This window comes from Cytobacillus sp., assembly GCF_032154635.1.
In the GTDB taxonomy this organism is placed as follows: domain Bacteria; phylum Bacillota; class Bacilli; order Bacillales; family Cytobacillaceae; genus Cytobacillus.
Map to the genome: position 1 here is coordinate 1 of NZ_JALDXW010000058.1, position 19,188 is coordinate 19,188.

Consider the following 19,188-nt stretch of genomic DNA (forward strand, 5'->3'; position numbering starts at 1 on the left):
ACCCTCAAATTCACCTTTCTCTTTATTTGAAGCTAGTTATGTCCCAGCCTCTTTTATTTTTGCATTTATTTCCACCCATATCTTCTCTGCTAAAAACTTCATATATTTTTGCAAATTTGCCTTGTAAAATACACGCTGCTTCCGGCTTGTTCAATGTTTAAAGAACGGCACTCCATTTCTGGAAACCTATCGGCAAGGCTCTTAGCTAAATCTATGCCTGCCCCCTTTTCTGTTAAGCATACTACCGTCGGCCCCGCTCCGCTTAAAGCCACTCCAAATGCACCAAAATCTGACGCAAGCTCTTCTATGACCTGCAAATGAGGCACTATTTTTTTTCGATAAGGATGGTGATATCGGTCTTGCTTCATCATCTTACCAACCTGCATATAATGGCCGTTAAGTAATGCGGCTATCATTACATTCCCAATCGCCCCAGCTTGCACAGCATTTTCATATGAGAAGGTTTTTGGCAACACTCCCCTTGAATTCTTTGTTAAAAGTTCTTCCCTCGGAATCACTGCAACTATATCCATTTCAAGGTGATGAAAAGATTCAACACTCACTTCATCCTCAAGCTGACACCCTACAACCAACCCGCCTAATAGACTAGCACCAACATTATCTGGATGTCCTTCTATCTTTGAAGCCCATTCCAATTTTTCTTGTTTAGTAAGATGAAGTTTACATAAGCTATTCGCTAACTCGATTCCTGCGACGATAGCTGCCGCACTAGACCCTAGCCCCCTTGCAAGGGGAATATCACTTTTTACTTTCATTCGGCAAGCAGGCAGCCTTCGATTGTATTTTTCCGCAGTTTCTTTGGCAATTTGAAGAATATAATTTGTTTCATCCTTCGGAAAAACGTTCAACTCTTCTGAAAGAGGAACAACCTCCCATTCTTTCGCCATTTCTACTTCTAATGTTAAATACACATCCAATGCCAAGCCAATTGAATCAAAGCCTGGTCCTAAATTTGCTGAGCTTCCAGGAACTTTAATAATGAGCATTTCACCATCGCTCATACATGAACAACTCCCTTAATATGCTCGGCAACTGCAAACTCATCATTCGGCAGGCAAACAGGTTTGACAGGACTGCATTCCATCGCCACATTCGGATCTTTAAGGCCATTTCCCGTCAAAATAGCCACAACTCTTGACTTATGCGGAATTTCCCCGTGACGCAGCTGTTTATAGATACCAGCAAGCGAGGCACAGGAAGCGGGCTCGGCAAAGATTCCTTCAGATGAGGCTAATTTTCTATACATGCAAAGAATCTCTTCATCACTCACCTCATCAATTTTGCCATCCGATTCACTTAATGCAGCCGTTGCTAAATGCCAGCTTGCAGGATTTCCAATTCGGATCGCTGTTGCAACTGTTTCTGGATTTTCAAAGACTCGATTATGTACAATCGCTGCTGCACCTTCAGCCTCAAACCCATGCATGCGTGGCAAGCCTGTGCCTTTTTCTGCATGGTATTCTTTAAATCCTTTCCAGTAAGCACTTATATTTCCCGCATTGCCAACAGGAAGTGCCAGAATATCCGGCGCTTGCCCTAATTGATCGCAAATCTCAAATGCAGCTGTTTTTTGCCCCTCTAAACGATAAGGATTGACTGAATTTACTAGAGTAATAGGTTCAACTTCACTAATTCTTCTAACCATAGACAATGCTTCATCAAAGTTTCCTTCTATCGAAATAATTTCAGCTCCATAAATAACAGCCTGTGCAAGCTTTCCCATCGCTATTTTCCCCTCTGGGATAACGATGATACATCGTAAACCCGCCCTTGCTGCGTAAGCCGCTGCCGCTGCGGATGTATTGCCAGTGGACGCACAAATAATCGTGTCACTTCCCTCTTCCTTTGCCTTTGCAACAGCCATTACCATTCCTCTATCCTTAAAGGATCCCGTTGGATTGGCACCTTCCGTTTTGACATACAGGTCTATACCCCATTCATCGGACAGCTTATTTAACCTAATGAGAGGCGTATTTCCTTCATTTAATGTAAGTAATGGCGTATGCTCATTCACTGGCAAATACTCTTTATATGCTCGTAATAGGCCTTCCCATCTCATACATTTGCCACCCCTTCTACTCGGTATGAACTTTCAATTGTTTGTACGGCATGCAAATCTCTTAATTTCACTAGGCTATCTTCGTAATCCTGTAATGAAGCTTGATGGGTAACTAGAACAATTTCTGCAAGTTCCTGTTTTTTTAATGGAAGCTGAAGAATCTTTTCAAAGCTAACCCCATGTTCAGAAAAAATAGATGTAATATCAGCAAACACACCGACCTCGTCTTTCACATGCAAGCGTAAAAAGTATTTCGAATAAATTTCTCCTGGTTCCTTAAGCAGTTTTTTATATTGAGGAGTAACGGCGCTTTTCCCAGTTACACCTAAACGCATATTCTTCATTACACCTACAAGGTCAGATACAACAGCTGTTGCAGTTGGCAAGCTGCCTGCTCCAGGTCCGTAAAACATCGTTTCCCCAACAGCTTCCCCATAAACATAAACAGCATTAAATTCATCTTGAACGGATGCCAATGGATGTGTTTCCGCTAATAAAGTAGGCTGAACACTAATTTCAACTTTTTCCCCTTCCCTATGAGCAATGCCGATCAGCTTCATTGTATAGCCAAGCTGCTTCGCATATTCTAAATCATTTTTTGTAATTCCTGTAATTCCTTTCACCTTAACATCATCTAAGTCAATTTTCATCGAGAATCCAAGTGTAGATAGAATTGCCATTTTCCTAGCTGCATCCAGCCCCTCAACATCAGCTGTAGGATCCGCTTCCGCATAACCAAGTTCCTGTGCTTCTTTAAGCACTTCTTCATATGCACTGCCAAATTTAGACATCTTTGTTAAAATAAAGTTAGTTGTTCCATTCACAATCCCCATCATTTTTGTAATTCGGTCAGAGGCTAGGCCATCTACAAGGCTTCTTAAAATGGGAATTCCTCCTGCAACACTCGCCTCATAGAACAGATCACAGCCATTTTCCGAAGCAATTGTGAGAAGCTCAGCGCCATGTAAAGCCATCAAATCCTTATTGGCTGTAACAATATTTTTCCGATTAAGCAATGCTTGTTTTAAGTGTTTTTTTGTTTCATCAATCCCGCCCATGACTTCAATTATGACATCAATATCTGGATCATTTAAAACTTCATCAGGATTCGTTGTTAAACGTGCCTTTTCAACTTGAACGGCCCGCTCTTTATTTAAATCCTTCACAAGGATCTTCTTTACCTTAACAGGACAGCCTACTTGGTGAATCAGCTTATCTTGATGATTCTCAATAATTTTCACAACACCCGATCCGACAGTTCCTAGACCTAATAAACCGATTGATATTTCTTCCACTTTTATATTCCCCTCTCGTTCAATCATCGTTGTTCTCTCTGTATGTACATTTGTATTTGTATAGTAGACATTATAGTGCTGATTCCATGTTATTACAATAGTTTTTTCTCATTATTCTGATGAAAGGCACTTTACCCTAATTATAGGTAGAAAAAAACACCTTATATAAAAGGTGCTGATAAACTTCTAATTACTTTTTTAGCCAATCGATTAAAGGGATTTTCCACTTTTGGACAGGCACCTCTGCAAACTCATAAAAACGGGCTAGAAAGCGCTCATGGTCATCCGATTGCTGCAGGTACTTGTGAAGACTTTCCTCTAGGAGCTTTTTCTCTTGTTCTGACTCTGTTCCATAATACGCTTCAATACAGGAAAAATAATGGAGCGGAAATAGGATACGCGCATAATAAAGCCGCCATGAAAACGAAGATAAAGGAGCAATACTTTGATAATCAGTAATAAACTTGCGCATCTCTGGCTCATATGTTTTGATGTTTTGAAAATACTTTCCTCTCGTCCACTCAGCAAGATCTCTTGAGGAATGGTCAAAAACCCAATCAAAAGGGTTCTTGATATAATAGGAATTCCCCCACGTATCATCAGTAAAACGGTTATGGCAGACTGTACCGCTATCCATGAATGAAGGCTCATCATCCAGCTCTGTATCTACCAAGTATTGTATAGAATTTTCTGCAATGCCCATATAGTAGGGAAATGATTCTAAAAACATCCGTTCAAATTCATTATCAGGCTGCTGAAAGAGCATATCATTCCATACCTTTTCCATTTGATCCAGCCTGGTTTCCCATAATTGCTTCCATTGGCCAATTCGACTTAATTTATTGACTGAAAAAGCAACTGACCTCCCCCGGTAATGGAATTTTGCTAACTTTCTCCCATACCGATTAACCTTGCGATTCTGAATATGCTCGTTTTTTAATACGCAATATTTCCGGTTCTCCCACTCGCTAATTCGCTGGCCTTCCATTGTTTTTAAAAAAGTGCTGCAATATTTTTCACCATTTTTGGCAAGATGATCGGCTAACATCTCTAACTCGGTTAATTCATCCGCTTCATACCCCTCTACAGGGACTATTAAATAGATTTGACCCTGTTTTCTGCAGGCATGATATTTGCCCACCCGAATTTCTTCATCAAACTGTATTCCATATTGTTTTTCAAGTATTTGTTTTAACATCTCTCCACCTCTTTTTTCAGGCACCTTAGGTCATATATATGAATGCCGAAAGCAAAACTTGATCTTTTCTTGATTAATATGGAATGACTCGGATATGATAAATGGGTAGATATTTGCAAGTGCCTGTAATGGCATAATTCCTTGCGGGATCGTATATATTTAAGGAAAATATAACAGAAAATAGGTGGAGCCGATGAATGAAGAAAAATCAATTGATCAAATAGAACAAAAAGCGCGAAAATGGCTGCATGACCGCGGGGTAGAAATTCGAGATATTGCCGAATTAGTCTACTTTTTACAAGAGAAGTATCATCCGGATTTGCATATGGATGTTTGCATCGAGAATGTTGAACGTGTCCTTTCAAAAAGAGAAGTGCAAAATGCCGTTCTAACTGGCATTCAGCTCGATATGCTTGCAGAGGAAAAGAAATTAATGGAGCCATTGCAGCATGTCATTGAAATTGATGAAGGACTATATGGGGTGGACGAAGTCTTAGCTTTATCTATTGTGAATGTGTATGGTTCGATCGGATTTACAAACTTTGGCTATATTGACAAATTAAAGCCTGGAATATTAAAAGATTTGAATGATAAAAGCTCAGGTAGGTGTCATACTTTCTTAGATGATATTGTTGGTGCCATCGCCGCAGCAGCCTCCAGCCGCTTAGCGCATCGTGCACAAGGGACAAAATAAAGGATGGAGAGATCATTCTCCATCCTTTTCTAACTATAAAAATTTCCAATGATCAAGTGAATCGACCACATATGTCGGCTTTTTCTCGTAGCCTGAAAGCAACTCCTTTGTTGTAACACCTGTATGTACAAGGAGTGTGTCCATCCCCGCATTCATTCCTGCTAGTATGTCTGTATCGTAATTGTCGCCAACCATCAGTGTTTCTGATTTTTTTGTACCAAGTACTTGTAAGGCCTGTTCCATAATAATCGATTCAGGTTTTCCGATAAATATCGGTTTCGTCTGTGTCGATACAGTGATAACGGATGTTAATGAACCATTCCCTGGCAGAAGACCTCTTTCTGTCGGAATAGCAATATCTCCATTCGTTGAAATAAAGGTGGCCCCATTCTGAACTGCTAAACAGGCAGTGGCAAGCTTTTCATAGCTTATGGAGCGATCAATGCCTACGACAACATAATCAGCATTCTCTTCTGCAAACGCTAATCCTTTGTCTGCCAATGCTGTTCGTATGCCTTCCTCCCCAATTACATAGACTGATGCCTCATTCTTTTGTTCATAAATGTAATTTGCCGTTGCCATACTCGTTGTAAATACTTGTGTTGCTGCAGCTGGGATCGAGAATGAACGAAGCTTTTCTGCGACCTGCTCTGGTGTCCTTGAAGAATTATTCGTGACAAAAAGATAAGGCAAATCCAGCTTGATTAGTTCATTTACAAAATCTGCTGCTTCCTTAATTAGCTCCGTTCCCCGATACATCGTACCATCCAAATCAATTAAGTACCCTTTATATTTTTGTTGCATTTCCATCACTCCTGACATTATCATCACCTACAAGTATAACAATCAATCATTAAGAATTCTTCTACTCCCAAAGGTATAAATTTGAAAAAGGCCGGTGAGAATCCGACCTTTTTCGTTCCTATTTTAATTACGAAATGCGGAAACGGGTCCTAGTTCATTCAATAAGTATTCCCTTACATTTGCTGGGAATTGCTTGATAACAGGTAATTGTTCCACAAATACTTCAACAAATTCTCTATGATTAATTTTTATATAGTCCTGTACGAGCATTTTTCTATACTTAATGATTTGTTTGCAGCTACCGCTTAATTCCTTATGTATGACTTTTTCATCATCTAAAATATCAACAATATCTTCGTAGCTTCCAGGATCTCGCATGATAAATCCATCAATCATTGAATTTCCTACATCAAGAATGGCTTCAATCATTAAATGGCATACTCGCTCCATTGCAGCTTTTTCAATCGGTGAATCCAAATTTTTTATTTGCTCGAAAAGGAAAAATTGCTGTTCTAAAAATTCAAGTGTTGTTTCAATCTTTTCCCTGTCCACAAAATACATATTTTTCACCCTTCTTCGATTATGATGATTTGAGGCCTTGAGTAAGTGCAGTCGGGCGAGAATAATAATACCCTTGCGCTAAATCAACATTATTTCTTGATAAGACCGAAGCCTCTTCTTTATTTTCAATCCCTTCAGCCACAACGAGTGACCCTGCCTCTCGTGCAATTAAGAGCAGTCCTTGAAGCATGGATTCCTTAACTGAATTTTTATCAATATCCTGTATCACCGAACGATCAATTTTAATAATATCTGGCATAATTTCACTAATGGAATGAAGACTTGCATATCCTGCACCCGTATCATCTACAGCAATCCGAAAACCTAATGTTCTTAATACCTTTATATTGTATAAGAAGTTCTCCATCCCATCAATCGAGTCCCGCTCTGTAATTTCCAAAGTAAGCTGTCTAGGAGGGATATTTATATTTTTTGCTAGCATCTTTTTAATATCTCTAATAAACCGATCATTTCCTAAAGTAATCGGTGTGAAGTTAATAAAAATATCCTGTGTACATCCAGTTGCATTAATTTGGGCTAAAATTTTCTCAAATACGATCATTTCAAGATCATAGAGTAATCCGGTTTGTCTGGCAACGGAAAATAGCTGAAGTGGACTTTCTAATCCAGTCCCCTTTGGTCCTCTTGTAAGCATTTCCCATGCTTTCACTTCACCTGTTGCTACATTAATAATGGGCTGTGCAAGCATTCGAATATTCTTTTGAGCAATAATTTTATTAACTGAATACAGCATATCATTAAATTCAGAACGTACTCTTTTCTCAGCCATTGCCAGTGCCTGCTGCTGAGCCTTTAAAATCGCTTCCTGAATAGAATAGTGCTTCTTTTCTATAAACATGTAACCTGTGTCAAAAGCTGGTTTTGCGGCTGGCATTTCTGCATACAAATTTTTTTCAGATTCCCGCAAGATTTTTTTCATTCTTTTGTCAATTTCAGTTACACTATAGCGGTTATGATCAATCGATAAAAATAATGTCAGTCCATCGCTAGAGTAATCATGAAGGGCAATGATATCCTCTTCGTCTATTTCCTGTTTAATAACTTCCCAAAAGGTATTCTTCAAACAAGAAATAAACTTCATATATCCTTGTTGGCCAAGCTGATTTGGAAGCTCCCTTAGATTTTTAATATTAAAAACAACAATTGCCACTTCATTGCCACTTTTAAATGCTCTTTTTACCCCGCTCGTAATCGGGTCTCGAATAATAAACTGCGGAGGATAATCACGCATCTTATGTAATGGAAGGAGAATTTTCATCCATTTGCCAAAGCTAGTTATCTTTTCATTGCATCGATGGACCATTCGCTTCATTCCTCTTTCGGTGCTGTATTCTACATGTTTTTATTTTATCATAAAAGTAGTTTATTTTTCCGTAACTAGAAAGATTTATGGAAATAAAATTAGTAATGGGAAATATCCTTTATTCCAAAAGGAAGGTAGGTTACTATTAGTAATAGAATATAGGAAAAAAGGAGAACTTATCTATGTCTGAGCGCTTTTTTTTATATGATGATATTGTAGATACCAAAACAAGATTTGTCAGCTTTATGGGGGAAAATCAACGCTTTGATCTGGCAATCATTCAATCTGATCGCTATTATGGAAAACAAATTGTACTTGATATTCAAGGAAATCGATTTGCAATCATTGGTGACGACGATTTAAAGGAAGAAGGGTATTTAGAATATGCATTTAACCTCAATGAAGAAGATGCAGAAGAACTGCGATCCTTCCTAATGGAGTTAGTATAGACTTTTGAATCAATCCAATGAGTAACAGAAATAATAAAGGAGAACCTTCAAAAAGGTTCTTCTTTATTTTTTACTATGAGCCTTTAGTATATTTGAGAATGGGTTTTATTCAAATGAATAACGTAATGAGCAAATACCAAAGGCAATTTATGCGCCAACAATATTTTTTATCAAATTCTTCGAATCTGAGGTGATTTTTCCATGGATGAAAAAAAGCAAAGAATCTATACGGACTTTTCAAATGTGGAAACCCAGAGAAATTTCCTGACTGCTGAAGAATACCCTGAAGGTCCTTATGGTTCACCGATCAATAAATATGAACCGGTTGAAAATAAAAGCACCCCTTGGCTTCCAGAACAGCGGAAATATAGCGCCTATAATTTCGAAAATAAAACATTGCATGAAGGTATGCCCCGACAGATGGATGGGGCACACACGCCTCATGATGATCCTGACAAAAGTATGCAGCAGCCATACACAGATTATCAAAAATAAAAGAAGGCAAGGGCAACTATGGTTGCCTTTGCCCTCATAAATCTTTACTTCTCGATTTTCCTTGCCACAAAATAAGCACAGCCGAAGTTGCAAAATTCATATAAATATTCCGTCAATGTACTAATTTTCGTATCAAAGGTTGCTTTCTGATTTTGATCATCAAAAAAGCCTCTTAGCCTTAGCTGACCATATCCCCAATCACCTACGATATAATCGTATCTCGTCAAAATCTCACTATATCTTCCACGAAACGCCTCTTCATTAAATCCATTTCGATTGTCTTCTATTACTTCATAACAAACATTGTTAATACAAATCACGAAATTCACCCCGTTCAAAAAGCATAAGTGATCCATCATTAATTAAATTATAACTGATTCCCCATCAATTACTAAGAGAAAAAAATAATTGCTTGGTAATTCTATAATGGAGGAGGTGTTTCACATTAAAAAGAAACTAGTTATTACAGGTATTTTCGCCCTTGCTGCTTTGACCGCCTGCCAAAATAATGGAAATCAAATGGCACAGGATCGCCTTTATGAAAAAAGCGGCAATACCATCAATGTAAATGATCAGCGAGCAGATATTTATAACAGAAATAATGGATCAACCAATAAAAGTGAAGATTTTGGCTATGTAAGACATCAAAGAAGTCCAGTTCTTGGAGAGAATGTATCCTATGATCATTATGAAATAATTGACCGTGAAAAAACGGCCGATACCATTTCAAAATTTTGCACAGAGGTGCCTAATGTAGATGATGTCTCTACTCTTGTTACTGATCAAGAAGTTTTGATTGTCTATGCCACTGATACCAATGATCGAAACGCTACAGCAGATCAAGTAAAGAAAATGGCAATGTCCGTCGTACCAAGCTGGTATAAAATCTATGTAAGTGATGACACAGCTTTAAGACAAACCGTTGAAAGCTATGCAACCCTGGATTCAGATAGCCGAACTGCTCACCACGGGATTGATAAAATCATTAACCAAATGAAAAAATCTCCCCAAGGAAAATAGAAATGCACAAGCGCCTGGAACATCGCCGTACAAACGCAGAAGGACTCCTACTGAGATAAAGGAAACACGGGGAGCGTTAGCGAACCGATGTTGACTTATCGCAGGGAGTTTAAAAAGAGTTCAGCTGATAATTAGCTGAACTCTTTCCGATTTTTATGCCTCTTTTGCATCCAGTTCTCCTAATGCCTGTTTTCTCTGGGCTGCCGCATTAACTTGCTCATCTGCATGGTAAGAAGAGCGAACAAGCGGACCTGCTTCACAATGACTGAAGCCTTTGCTTAAGGCAATTTCCTTAAACTCATTAAATTCATCCGGATGATAATACTTTTGCACCTTTAAATGCTTCTTTGATGGCTGCAAATACTGACCAATTGTCATAATGTCAACATTATTTGCGCGAAGTGCATCCATTGTTTCGATAATTTCTTCCTTCGTTTCTCCAAGTCCAATCATTAAGCTCGACTTAGTAGGAATATCTGGTTGCAGCTCCTTTGCACGGCGTAAAAATTCTAACGAGCGGTCATATTTCGCACGTGCTCTCACTCTAGGAGTCAGTCTTTCAACCGTTTCAATATTATGGTTTAGAATATCTGGGCGTGCATCCATCAGGATTTTTAGATTTTCTAGTACCCCACCCATATCTGAAGGAAGAACCTCAATGGTTGTAAATGGACTTTTTCTGCGAATCGCCCTAACAGTTTCAGCAAAAACAGCAGCTCCGCCATCCTTTAAATCATCTCTTGCAACAGCAGTAACAACCGCATGCTTTAAATTCATTAATGCAACAGAATCTGCCACTCTTTCTGGCTCTTGCAGGTCAAGCTCTGTTGGCAATCCCGTTTTAACTGCACAAAATCGGCATGCTCTTGTACAAGTATCACCAAGAATCATAAATGTAGCTGTTCTTCTAACTGCCCAGCATTCATGAATATTTGGACATTTTGCTTCCTCACATACGGTATGAAGACCTTTTTCACGCATCATTTTCTTTAAGCCCGTATAATTTTCATTCGTGTTTAATTTTATTTTCAGCCATTCAGGCTTACGTAAATATTCTTCTTGTTTGCTCATATTCCCACCCCATCATATGAAAAAAATAGCATTAGAATAAAGACAGGTACCTTCACTTTTCTATGAATTCCCTGATGTCACTTTATCATAAGGAATAGACAAGGACAAGTCGAAGTCCAGAGGATTACCAATAATTGATATAGATGAAATGATTGATATCCCACAAACTAAGTAAGGAAAGCAGAAGCGTCTTGATCATCGCCGTACAAACAAAATGCGTCTTCCTTTATCGTAAGGAGGATGACCTAAAGTTTGATAGGCGATGGAGCTAGATAATTCTCCAATTCGAGGAGTGTTATATCAGCTCATTCTGTAACGAAGTAAAGAGAAGGGAGGAATATTGTGCGACTCTTTTTCATTAGTATTTTTGCCTTATCCATTTTATTCTTGTCTAATTTAACAGGAAACGCGCAAGAGAATCAAAAAAATGAGTATGAATTGCGGATGGAATTATACAAAAGAATGGAATCCGTAACACATATTCCTTGGTATTATCTTGCTGCGATTGACCAATATGAACGGAATGTAAGGCAGGCTAGAAGGGATATCCCTAAAGCTGAAGGAATAACAGGGATATATGTTAAACCTGAAATATGGGCAGGACCGTTAAACCCTAATCCTAATGATGAAAATCCACTCTCCATCCAATTTTTTAATGGATTTGGCGCGGATGGGGATGGAGATGGAAAAGCTGCCCTTTCTAATGATTCAGATGTGCTTTTCGCTTTTGCGAACTATTTATTATCTTATGGCACAGATCACGATAACCTAAAAATGGGGTTATGGGATTATTATAAACGCGACAAAACAATCAGCCTTATTATTGGCAAGGCTAAAATATATAAACACTACGGACGTCTAGATCTTGATGAGCATGCATTTCCTGTTCCTCTGAGAAGCAATTATAGCTATAAAAACACTTGGGGTGCAGCAAGGGGATGGGGCGGCAGAAGGTCTCATGAAGGAACAGATATTTTTGCTGGTTATGGTGTTCCTGTTCGAGCAACGGCTTACGGTATTATAGAAATGAAAGGCTGGAACCGATTCGGCGGCTGGAGAATAGGAATTCGTGACATAAATAACAATTATCATTATTTTGCCCATTTAAGCGGATTTGCAAAAGACCTAAAGCTAGGACAAATTGTCGAACCTGGCATGCTAATTGGCGGTGTCGGCAATTCAGGGTATGGTCCGCCTGGAACATCAGGAAAATTCCCCCCACATCTTCATTATGGAATGTACAAAGATAATGGCTATACAGAATGGTCCTATGACCCTTTTCCACATTTACGTATGTGGGAAAGGCAAGAACGGATGAAAAAGAAAAAAAATTAAAGAGGCTGAGACAAAAGGTTTTCAGTAAATGAAAAAACCGAACTATTATTTGAGACTCTCTTTTAGAGCTTCAGAGTAGTTCGGTTTTTGTTATTTTTCACGTGTTTAGTAAAGTATATTATTCGGATTTAGAAGTGGATAATTAAGTTTTGTCCCAGTCTCTTTACCTTATTGTGTTTTCTTGGACTTACTTACTGCATTCATAATGCTAGCAGCAAGCCCCCCCCAAATAATTAGCATCCCAACGATCATCATCGTAATTGCTCCACCGGACATTATTGAGATACCCCCTTATCCTTAGGAACTTCCAGTTCTGTTCCTTTGTTCCATTTAATGGCCATAAAGACAAATCCTAAAATAATCGCTAAAACTGCAACTCCCCAGCCAGAATACAATAGGAAGCTAGTTGGATATCCTTCATAGTTCTCTTTAATATTAATATAAATATTTTGAATCATCATGTATCCAAGGACAATTGGTGTAATAAAACCTAGACATATCTTCCACCAACCACCTAAACGGATATCGGACATGCTGTTTGCATGATTCTGAAGGTTATTAAGCTCCCTCAATACCCAAACTACAATAATAACCTCAACTAGTCCTGCCAAAGCAACGCCAAACTGATTAATAAAGTAATCTGCAGCGTCTAAGAAGTTTAAACCGCCACGTGTTGCATATACGAGTGAAATAAGAGCAGACAGTCCTCCACCGTATAGAACAGCCTTCGTACGAGAAATTTTAAATTTATCTTCTACCCCAGCAACAAATGTTTCTACAATTGAGATTAATGAAGACAAACCAGCTAAAACTAAACAGATAAAGAATATTGATCCAAATAATCCATTAAGAGCAGGCATTTCATTAATAATTTGCGGGAATACCATGAAGGCGAGACCAACTCCACCTTTGACAACTTCACTAACTGGGACACCTGCTTGAGATGCCATGAACCCTAAAGCTGCGAATACCCCAATACCTGCCAATAGCTCAACACTCGAGTTGGCAAAGCCTGTAATAAACGCATTGTTTGTAAGGTCCGTTTTCTTTGGCAGATAACTTGAATAAGTAACCATAATCGCAAAGGCTATCGACAAACTAAAAAAGATTTGCCCATATGCTGCTACCCAAACTTTCCCACTAGCGATCTGACTCCAATCTGGTTTAAAGAATGCTTCTAATCCAGCTACAGCTCCATCAAGGGTAATTGAACGAATGACAATTATTAAGAATAAAATAACAAGTGCAGGGATAAATATCTTGTTTGCAATTTCAATACCCTTTTTAACCCCTTTAAATAAAATGCCCAAAGTAATAATCCATACAATAACTAACGGAATGAATACACCCGGAACAATTCCTCCGAACTCGCCTGGTGCAGCTAGCTGTAAGTAGTCGCCTACTAAGAATGAAGTAGGGTCATCTCCCCATTTAAGATTGAATGAGAACACAGCAAATGACATCGCCCATGCAATGATAACTGCATAGTAAGTTGCAATAACAAATGAGATGGCTACTTGCCACCAGCCTAACCATTCATACTTTTTACTCAGCCTTGCATAAGACAAAGGAGCAGATCCACGGTACTTTTGCCCAATTGTGAATTCCAAAATTAAAAGTGGAATTCCAGCTGTTAGCAACGCAAACAAGTATGGCAGGAAAAATGCTCCCCCCCCATTTTCATAAGCAACGGCAGGGAATCGCCATATATTCCCCAGACCAACGGCAGACCCGATAGCTGCGAGTACAAACCCTGCCCTCGTTCCCCACTGCGGACGGTTATCCATAAGCTTTTCAACCTCCTATTAATCTGACTTTTCTCCTAATTGTATTGAACAATTGGAAACTTTTTTATTTTCAGATTATTTAATAATCTAACGTTAGTATAATATCTTTTCATTACTCTGTCAAAACAATATTTTTTGAATAGTGTTACTATTCTTAAACAACCTCAGAAGGAGCATTTTCCATTCAACTTGCCTGAAATCGTAGTTATACTATTTTTTTAAAAGAAAAAAGGTCTCTGCACGAGACCTTTACTATCAACTCATTCTAGTTAAAGCTGATTACCTTTCAGGGATCTGCTTAGCATCTTTGATCCCTTTTGGTGCCACGATTGAAAAAACAATTAATAATACTGCAACAGCAGCTAACGAAATCATTACACTTTCTGTAAATCCCATAATAAGAAAGCCGATACACGTTATTAAAGCTGAGATCAATGCATAGGGCAGCTGGGTTATTACATGATCAATATGATTACAGCCCGCTCCTGTTGATGAAAGGATGGTTGTATCTGAAATAGGCGAACAATGATCCCCAAACACAGCTCCTGCTAATACAGCAGCCATAGCTGGCAATAAGAGATTCACATCGGTTGCAACAACTATATCACCTGCAATCGGCAGCAAAATACCAAAGGAGCCCCACGATGTTCCAGTACTAAATGCCATAATCCCTGCCATAACAAATAGGAGAACAGGTAAGTAAGAAATATTAATATTCGAGCTTTCTACAATCCCTGCCATATATTTCCCTGTTTCCAAGCGGCCAATTAAATCAGCAATTGTCCAAGCAAAGAGAAGTATATATACTGCTGGGAGCATGGATTTTATCCCTGCCCATATCCCACTGCCAAAAATATTGCTACTCACACCTTTTAATACAAATGCTTGACGGAAAAAAAGACCTAATGTAACGGTTAAGCCGAGGAGACCTCCAAGAATTAAGGATTTAGCCACATCCGTATTTTCAAATATAGTGAGGATGTTTGCTTCACCCTCTGTTGCAGCATACCCTGTCCAAAACATCATAGTTACCGTTCCAACAATGAGAGCAATAATAGGCCAAACAAGATCGCCTACTGTTCCCTTTGTACTTGATGGTAAGTCTTCCCTCAATTCCCCTGCAGCTGTCTTGTTAGGATCGCTAACTAGGCCCTCTTTCATCGCACGAAGTTCATGTACCTTCATTGGACCAAATTCTACATTTTTTAACGCTACAATAAACACGATCGCTAATGTTGTCCATACATATAAATTCATTGGAATCATTTGCATAAATGCCGAAAATGCTGTGTATTCTGTCATGTTATGAGCAGCAAGGATGGATCCAATTAAAGCAATGATATACGCTCCCCAGCTTGAAACAGGGGAAACCACACAAACTGGTGCAGAAGTAGAATCAATCAAATAGGCAAGCTTGGCCCTTGAAACCTTTTGCCGATCTGTAATTGGACGGGATATTTGCCCTACTGCAAGTGCATTAAAGTAATCGTCGATAAATATAATAATGCCGAGAAATGCGCCAATAAGCTGTGCACCTGCCCTCGTTTTTACACGCTTCATCGCCCATTCGCCAAATGCCCGGCTTCCTCCTGAAATTGTAATGAAGGCTGTAATCACACCAAGTACAAGCAAGAATAAAATTATATATACATTCCAGGTATTTAAAGTACCATCTGCCACAAAGATTCCCTTTACAGCATCAAAAACAATGCGAAAAGTTTCTTTTATTTTAAAATCTGCCAGCAATAGTGCTGCTGATACAATTCCCACGCCTAAAGATAGCAACACTTTTCTTGTCAAAATAACCATGACGATTGCTAACACAGGGGGGATTAATGAAAAAATAGTATTTTCCATTTTTAGTCCTCCTCTTATATTATATGGGAATCGTATCGAACGATTCCCTCTTTTTGTAGAGGGAATTGGATGATGATAGAAAAAATAAAAAAGAGTAACGATAGAGATGATCTATCATTACTCTTATAAGTAATAAGATTCTCCATCACGACCTGTAGCTCCCCAAGATGAAGGCTTATAAAAGCAGTTTTTTCTGCTTATCCTTCATAATGACAGTGTTACCTTTCTTCAAAGTAACCCCAGCAAATGATGGTTGACACCATTCGATTGCTTCGGCAAAATTCCCTTTCGACTGTGATCATTGTTGTCATCCTCACACAGCTTACTCTTTAATTCTGCACCTCTACCCCATCGGATATGATAAGGTTTATTCAATTGTTTATTACAATACCAGAATAATACTTTTGTGACAAGGTCTAAAATATTACAATCATGCGTTTTCCATTTATTTTAAAAGGGATATGTATTTTTACTGAACAAATAAATAATTTCATGAAAGAACTCCCTAAACTTCCGCTTCTTTAAAAGGCAGTGTCACATTCTGTTATGACCACGTTCAGTTCCACTTTCAAGTCTAGTTCATATGGAGTAACTGGTTCTCCAGTATGCTCCATAATTCTAATTATCGGACGATCCCCTAGACCTATATTTTGCCCAGTAACAATTCCTTTTCGTCCATCGTTTAGCTCAACCGTTATCCCGATTGGGTAAATGGCAACCGCTAATCGAAAAGCTTCTACTATTTCCTGTTCAAATAAGGTTCCACAACCTGCATAAAGAATTTCTAAACCTTCATGCGGAAGCATGGCTTTTCGATAGACACGGTTTGAAGTAACTGCATCGAATACATCTGCAACAGCAATGATTTTTCCAAAAAAGTGAATATCTTTTCCTGTTAGTCCTCTAGGATAGCCCGAACCATTGATGCGCTCGTGATGCTGATAGGCACAATGGGCAACTAAGAGAGGAATGGTTTGTACCTTTCTTAAAATTTGAAAGCCTGTTTCCGCATGTTCCTTGATGGAGACATATTCCTCTTCCGTTAATTTCCCCGGCTTTAGCAAGACATCCAGCGGAACCTTTAGTTTCCCAATATCATGAAAAATCGCACCTAAACCTAAAGTTTCCAATTCCTTAGGTGTAAGATTCAGCTCTAGCCCAAGCGCTAACGAATATAACGTAACATTTAACGAATGGGTGAAGATATAGTTATCGTATGTATAAGCATCTGAAAGTAAATTTAGTAAATCTTTGTTATTTCCTAACTCGGTCATAAGGAACTGAATTAGTTCAGATAAACGTCTTGAAGCCTTCTCAACCACAAAAGAACTAGACAGGCTTGAATCCTTTTGAATCTCCAAAAAAGTCGAATTAATGGTTTGAATCGCTTTTCTTCGAACAGGATCTGATAGCGTTCCTTTGTATTCAATATCGTCCGTTTGACTATCCTTAATAAAAATATAACTAATTCCTAATGAATTTAGTCGCTGAATCATAGTCTCTTTCAGCTCCACACCTTCACTAAGCAAGATTTGTCCCGTTTCATTGTATATGGTTTTTGCAAGTATCGTACCAGCTTCTACGGATGAGGTTGTTACTAATCGCATAAATTACTCCTATAACCATTCCGAAGTTTTTCCATTGTCGTTCTCATTCATTATCACCTTTAACTATAATAACCTTTTTCGCTAAAAAGTGACAGATATGACTCTAATTTTGTCGAAAAATATTGAAATTGACTAAAAAAAAAGGCAGCAAATGGGAGCCTAGTCCCAATATTTTGTGAATAGCTCCATTCGGCATGCCTTTATACCATTTTTAGTAAAGCCTCTTTCCCTATCATTCCCTTGTAAATGCCTAAGGACTCTGCTTCATATGTGACGGATTCCAATGGGGCTTCCAGAAGCTGTTCAATCGTTTTTACTCCTACTGCCCTGCCTGCAATTACTTTCCGATCCTTTAATTTTTCATTTAGTAATGCGACATCAAGTGCTCCACACATAATATACCCTTTATCATTTGTCACAACAAGTAAATTTGTTTTCGGCAATTCCACGGAGACACAGAGGAATGTATGCCCCTTTATATCAATAGGTTTTAAGTCAATCACGAGTTAAACACTCCTTTCCCTCCCTATCAAAATATGTTAGTGGATGGAAATGCGTGTGTAATGATTTTAAAACAGCTCCAATTGCCTCGGGGCAAGGTCTTTATATTCTATATTCAGCATTTGTATAAACTGTTTCGCATTATCAGCAGCGTCTCCGCCTGAATTATTATTAAAGACCGCATAGACGGTTTTGCACTTTTTTTCTAGTTCCTTTATCCAGTTTGCCCATTGTATAAGCTCATGCTCATTATACCGATATAAATATCTGACCTCTCGCCAATTTTCGGCATTTTTCTTTTGCCAGCCGTGAGTATTACGGCCGTGAAACCTCACTAGTACCTTATTTTCATTAGTTGGTTCAAGAACAATAGGAATAGAGCCAGCACCTGCCTGCGGCTCATCACAAATACTATGAATCCATCCTTCCTCTGTCATGAATTGGATGGTTTTATCCTTGTATGCTGGAAGAAACCAAGATTGGTGTCTGAATTCTAGCGCACATGGAATATCTCCCATTTTTGCTTTACACCAACGTAGATAATCTACATTTTGCTTTTGGCAATCAAACCATGGCGGAAATTGAAAAAGTACCATTGCAAGCTTATGCCTATATGGTTTTAAAGATTCTTTAAAAGCAGCAAACATTTCTTCTTTATCTTGAAAAGGAATGTCTCCCCTTTCATGCCCCGTCATTCCTTGATACGCTTTCACGATAAATTGAAAGGAATCCGGGGTATCTTTCACCCATTTTTCCGCATTCCGTTTTGGCTGAACAGCGTAAAAAGAAGCATCCACTTCAACCGTTGGAAAGTGACTCCCGTATGACCTTAACTTTTCTCTAGGGGAAATCGGATTCGTATATAAAGTATCATGGTCTCCCCAGCCAGTTACTCCGATTAGAATCAAGCAGCACACCTCCAATCGTCATTCGTTCAAATAAGTGCTTATTTTACTACTAAGAGACAGTTTCATGCTGTTTCTTGTTCCTATGTCTCCTAAACAATTCCTTTGCCGCATTTGTTTATATAAGTAAACCACTCACCAAAATAGTGAGTGGTCCAAGTTTAACTATCTATTAACCGATTGAACCTTCCATCTCGAACTTAAT

Annotated in this window: 20 protein-coding genes and 1 riboswitch; of the genes, 5 read left to right on the plus strand and 15 right to left on the minus strand. The window is 38.6% G+C overall.

What is annotated here, in order from left to right:
* Positions 1-98 precede the first annotated feature (98 nt).
* The 4 genes from thrB to yutH all read right to left on the minus strand — a co-directional run bounded on the left by thrB (position 99) and on the right by yutH (position 4,573).
* Positions 99-1,022: a homoserine kinase gene (gene thrB / locus RUH74_RS22515; protein WP_313804574.1), complete on the minus strand. Its 924-nt coding sequence runs from the start codon at positions 1,020-1,022 to the stop codon at positions 99-101.
* Entirely contained in the window at positions 1,019-2,080 is a 1,062-nt protein-coding gene (thrC, locus tag RUH74_RS22520; RefSeq protein WP_313804577.1) for a threonine synthase, read from the minus strand. The genes thrB and thrC overlap by 4 nt, the downstream gene beginning before the upstream one ends.
* The gene (locus RUH74_RS22525) at positions 2,077-3,402 is read right to left on the minus strand and encodes a homoserine dehydrogenase (RefSeq protein WP_313804580.1); all 1,326 of its coding nucleotides are present in this window, start codon (positions 3,400-3,402) and stop codon (positions 2,077-2,079) included. The genes thrC and RUH74_RS22525 overlap by 4 nt, the downstream gene beginning before the upstream one ends.
* Positions 3,403-3,565: 163 nt before the next feature.
* Positions 3,566-4,573: a spore coat putative kinase YutH gene (gene yutH, locus RUH74_RS22530; RefSeq protein ID WP_313804583.1), complete on the minus strand. Its 1,008-nt coding sequence runs from the start codon at positions 4,571-4,573 to the stop codon at positions 3,566-3,568.
* A 193-nt stretch (positions 4,574-4,766) separates the two neighbouring features.
* Between yutH and RUH74_RS22535 the strand changes: the two genes are divergently transcribed.
* Entirely contained in the window at positions 4,767-5,267 is a 501-nt protein-coding gene (locus RUH74_RS22535; RefSeq protein WP_313804586.1) for a phosphatidylglycerophosphatase A family protein, read from the plus strand.
* Positions 5,268-5,300: 33 nt separating this feature from the next.
* Here RUH74_RS22535 and RUH74_RS22540 read toward each other — a convergent pair whose 3' ends face one another.
* The 3 genes from RUH74_RS22540 to RUH74_RS22550 all read right to left on the minus strand — a co-directional run bounded on the left by RUH74_RS22540 (position 5,301) and on the right by RUH74_RS22550 (position 7,956).
* A complete protein-coding gene (locus RUH74_RS22540) occupies positions 5,301-6,071 on the minus strand; it encodes a TIGR01457 family HAD-type hydrolase (protein ID WP_313804589.1) in 771 nt (256 codons plus the stop codon).
* A 123-nt stretch (positions 6,072-6,194) separates the two neighbouring features.
* Positions 6,195-6,632 carry a DUF86 domain-containing protein gene (locus RUH74_RS22545; protein WP_313804592.1) on the minus strand — a complete coding sequence of 146 codons (438 nt, stop codon included), beginning with the start codon at positions 6,630-6,632 and terminating at the stop codon, positions 6,195-6,197.
* A gap of 19 nt (positions 6,633-6,651) precedes the next feature.
* Positions 6,652-7,956: an EAL domain-containing protein gene (locus RUH74_RS22550; RefSeq protein ID WP_313804595.1), complete on the minus strand. Its 1,305-nt coding sequence runs from the start codon at positions 7,954-7,956 to the stop codon at positions 6,652-6,654.
* A gap of 182 nt (positions 7,957-8,138) precedes the next feature.
* Here RUH74_RS22550 and RUH74_RS22555 point away from each other — a divergent pair, with 182 nt between their 5' ends.
* Positions 8,139-8,405: a DUF3055 domain-containing protein gene (locus RUH74_RS22555; protein WP_313804598.1), complete on the plus strand. Its 267-nt coding sequence runs from the start codon at positions 8,139-8,141 to the stop codon at positions 8,403-8,405.
* Between the two features lie 201 nt (positions 8,406-8,606).
* Positions 8,607-8,900 carry a cytosolic protein gene (locus RUH74_RS22560; protein WP_313804601.1) on the plus strand — a complete coding sequence of 98 codons (294 nt, stop codon included), beginning with the start codon at positions 8,607-8,609 and terminating at the stop codon, positions 8,898-8,900.
* A gap of 44 nt (positions 8,901-8,944) precedes the next feature.
* Here RUH74_RS22560 and RUH74_RS22565 read toward each other — a convergent pair whose 3' ends face one another.
* Entirely contained in the window at positions 8,945-9,220 is a 276-nt protein-coding gene (locus RUH74_RS22565; RefSeq protein ID WP_313804604.1) for a YutD family protein, read from the minus strand.
* A 115-nt stretch (positions 9,221-9,335) separates the two neighbouring features.
* Here RUH74_RS22565 and RUH74_RS22570 point away from each other — a divergent pair, with 115 nt between their 5' ends.
* A complete protein-coding gene (locus RUH74_RS22570; RefSeq protein ID WP_313804607.1) occupies positions 9,336-9,920 on the plus strand; it encodes a YhcN/YlaJ family sporulation lipoprotein in 585 nt (194 codons plus the stop codon).
* Positions 9,921-10,073: 153 nt separating this feature from the next.
* Here the strand turns inward: RUH74_RS22570 and lipA are convergent, their stop codons facing one another.
* On the minus strand, positions 10,074-10,991 hold the full coding sequence (gene lipA / locus RUH74_RS22575) for a lipoyl synthase (RefSeq protein WP_313804610.1): 918 nt from the start codon (positions 10,989-10,991) through the stop codon (positions 10,074-10,076).
* Between the two features lie 342 nt (positions 10,992-11,333).
* Here lipA and RUH74_RS22580 point away from each other — a divergent pair, with 342 nt between their 5' ends.
* Positions 11,334-12,326 (plus strand): M23 family metallopeptidase, encoded by a 993-nt coding sequence (locus tag RUH74_RS22580; protein WP_313804613.1) that lies wholly within the window; start codon positions 11,334-11,336, stop codon positions 12,324-12,326.
* A 168-nt stretch (positions 12,327-12,494) separates the two neighbouring features.
* Here the strand turns inward: RUH74_RS22580 and RUH74_RS22585 are convergent, their stop codons facing one another.
* The 6 genes from RUH74_RS22585 to RUH74_RS22610 form a co-directional block, all read right to left on the minus strand.
* The gene (locus RUH74_RS22585) at positions 12,495-12,602 is read right to left on the minus strand and encodes a methionine/alanine import family NSS transporter small subunit (protein ID WP_313804616.1); all 108 of its coding nucleotides are present in this window, start codon (positions 12,600-12,602) and stop codon (positions 12,495-12,497) included.
* On the minus strand, positions 12,602-14,113 hold the full coding sequence (locus tag RUH74_RS22590) for a sodium-dependent transporter (protein ID WP_313804619.1): 1,512 nt from the start codon (positions 14,111-14,113) through the stop codon (positions 12,602-12,604). Before RUH74_RS22590 ends, RUH74_RS22585 begins: the two co-directional genes overlap by 1 nt.
* Before the next feature lie 279 nt (positions 14,114-14,392).
* On the minus strand, positions 14,393-15,970 hold the full coding sequence (locus RUH74_RS22595) for a Na+/H+ antiporter NhaC family protein (protein WP_313804622.1): 1,578 nt from the start codon (positions 15,968-15,970) through the stop codon (positions 14,393-14,395).
* 147 nt (positions 15,971-16,117) lie between these two features.
* A riboswitch (Lysine riboswitch) is annotated at positions 16,118-16,324 on the minus strand.
* 167 nt (positions 16,325-16,491) lie between these two features.
* Entirely contained in the window at positions 16,492-17,577 is a 1,086-nt protein-coding gene (locus tag RUH74_RS22600) for an HD-GYP domain-containing protein (RefSeq protein WP_313804625.1), read from the minus strand.
* Positions 17,578-17,777: 200 nt separating this feature from the next.
* Positions 17,778-18,080, minus strand: coding sequence for a YunC family protein (locus RUH74_RS22605; RefSeq protein ID WP_313804628.1), 303 nt, complete (start codon positions 18,078-18,080; stop codon positions 17,778-17,780).
* A 66-nt stretch (positions 18,081-18,146) separates the two neighbouring features.
* Entirely contained in the window at positions 18,147-18,986 is an 840-nt protein-coding gene (locus RUH74_RS22610; protein ID WP_313804631.1) for a DUF72 domain-containing protein, read from the minus strand.
* Between the last annotated feature and the right edge of the window lie 202 nt (positions 18,987-19,188).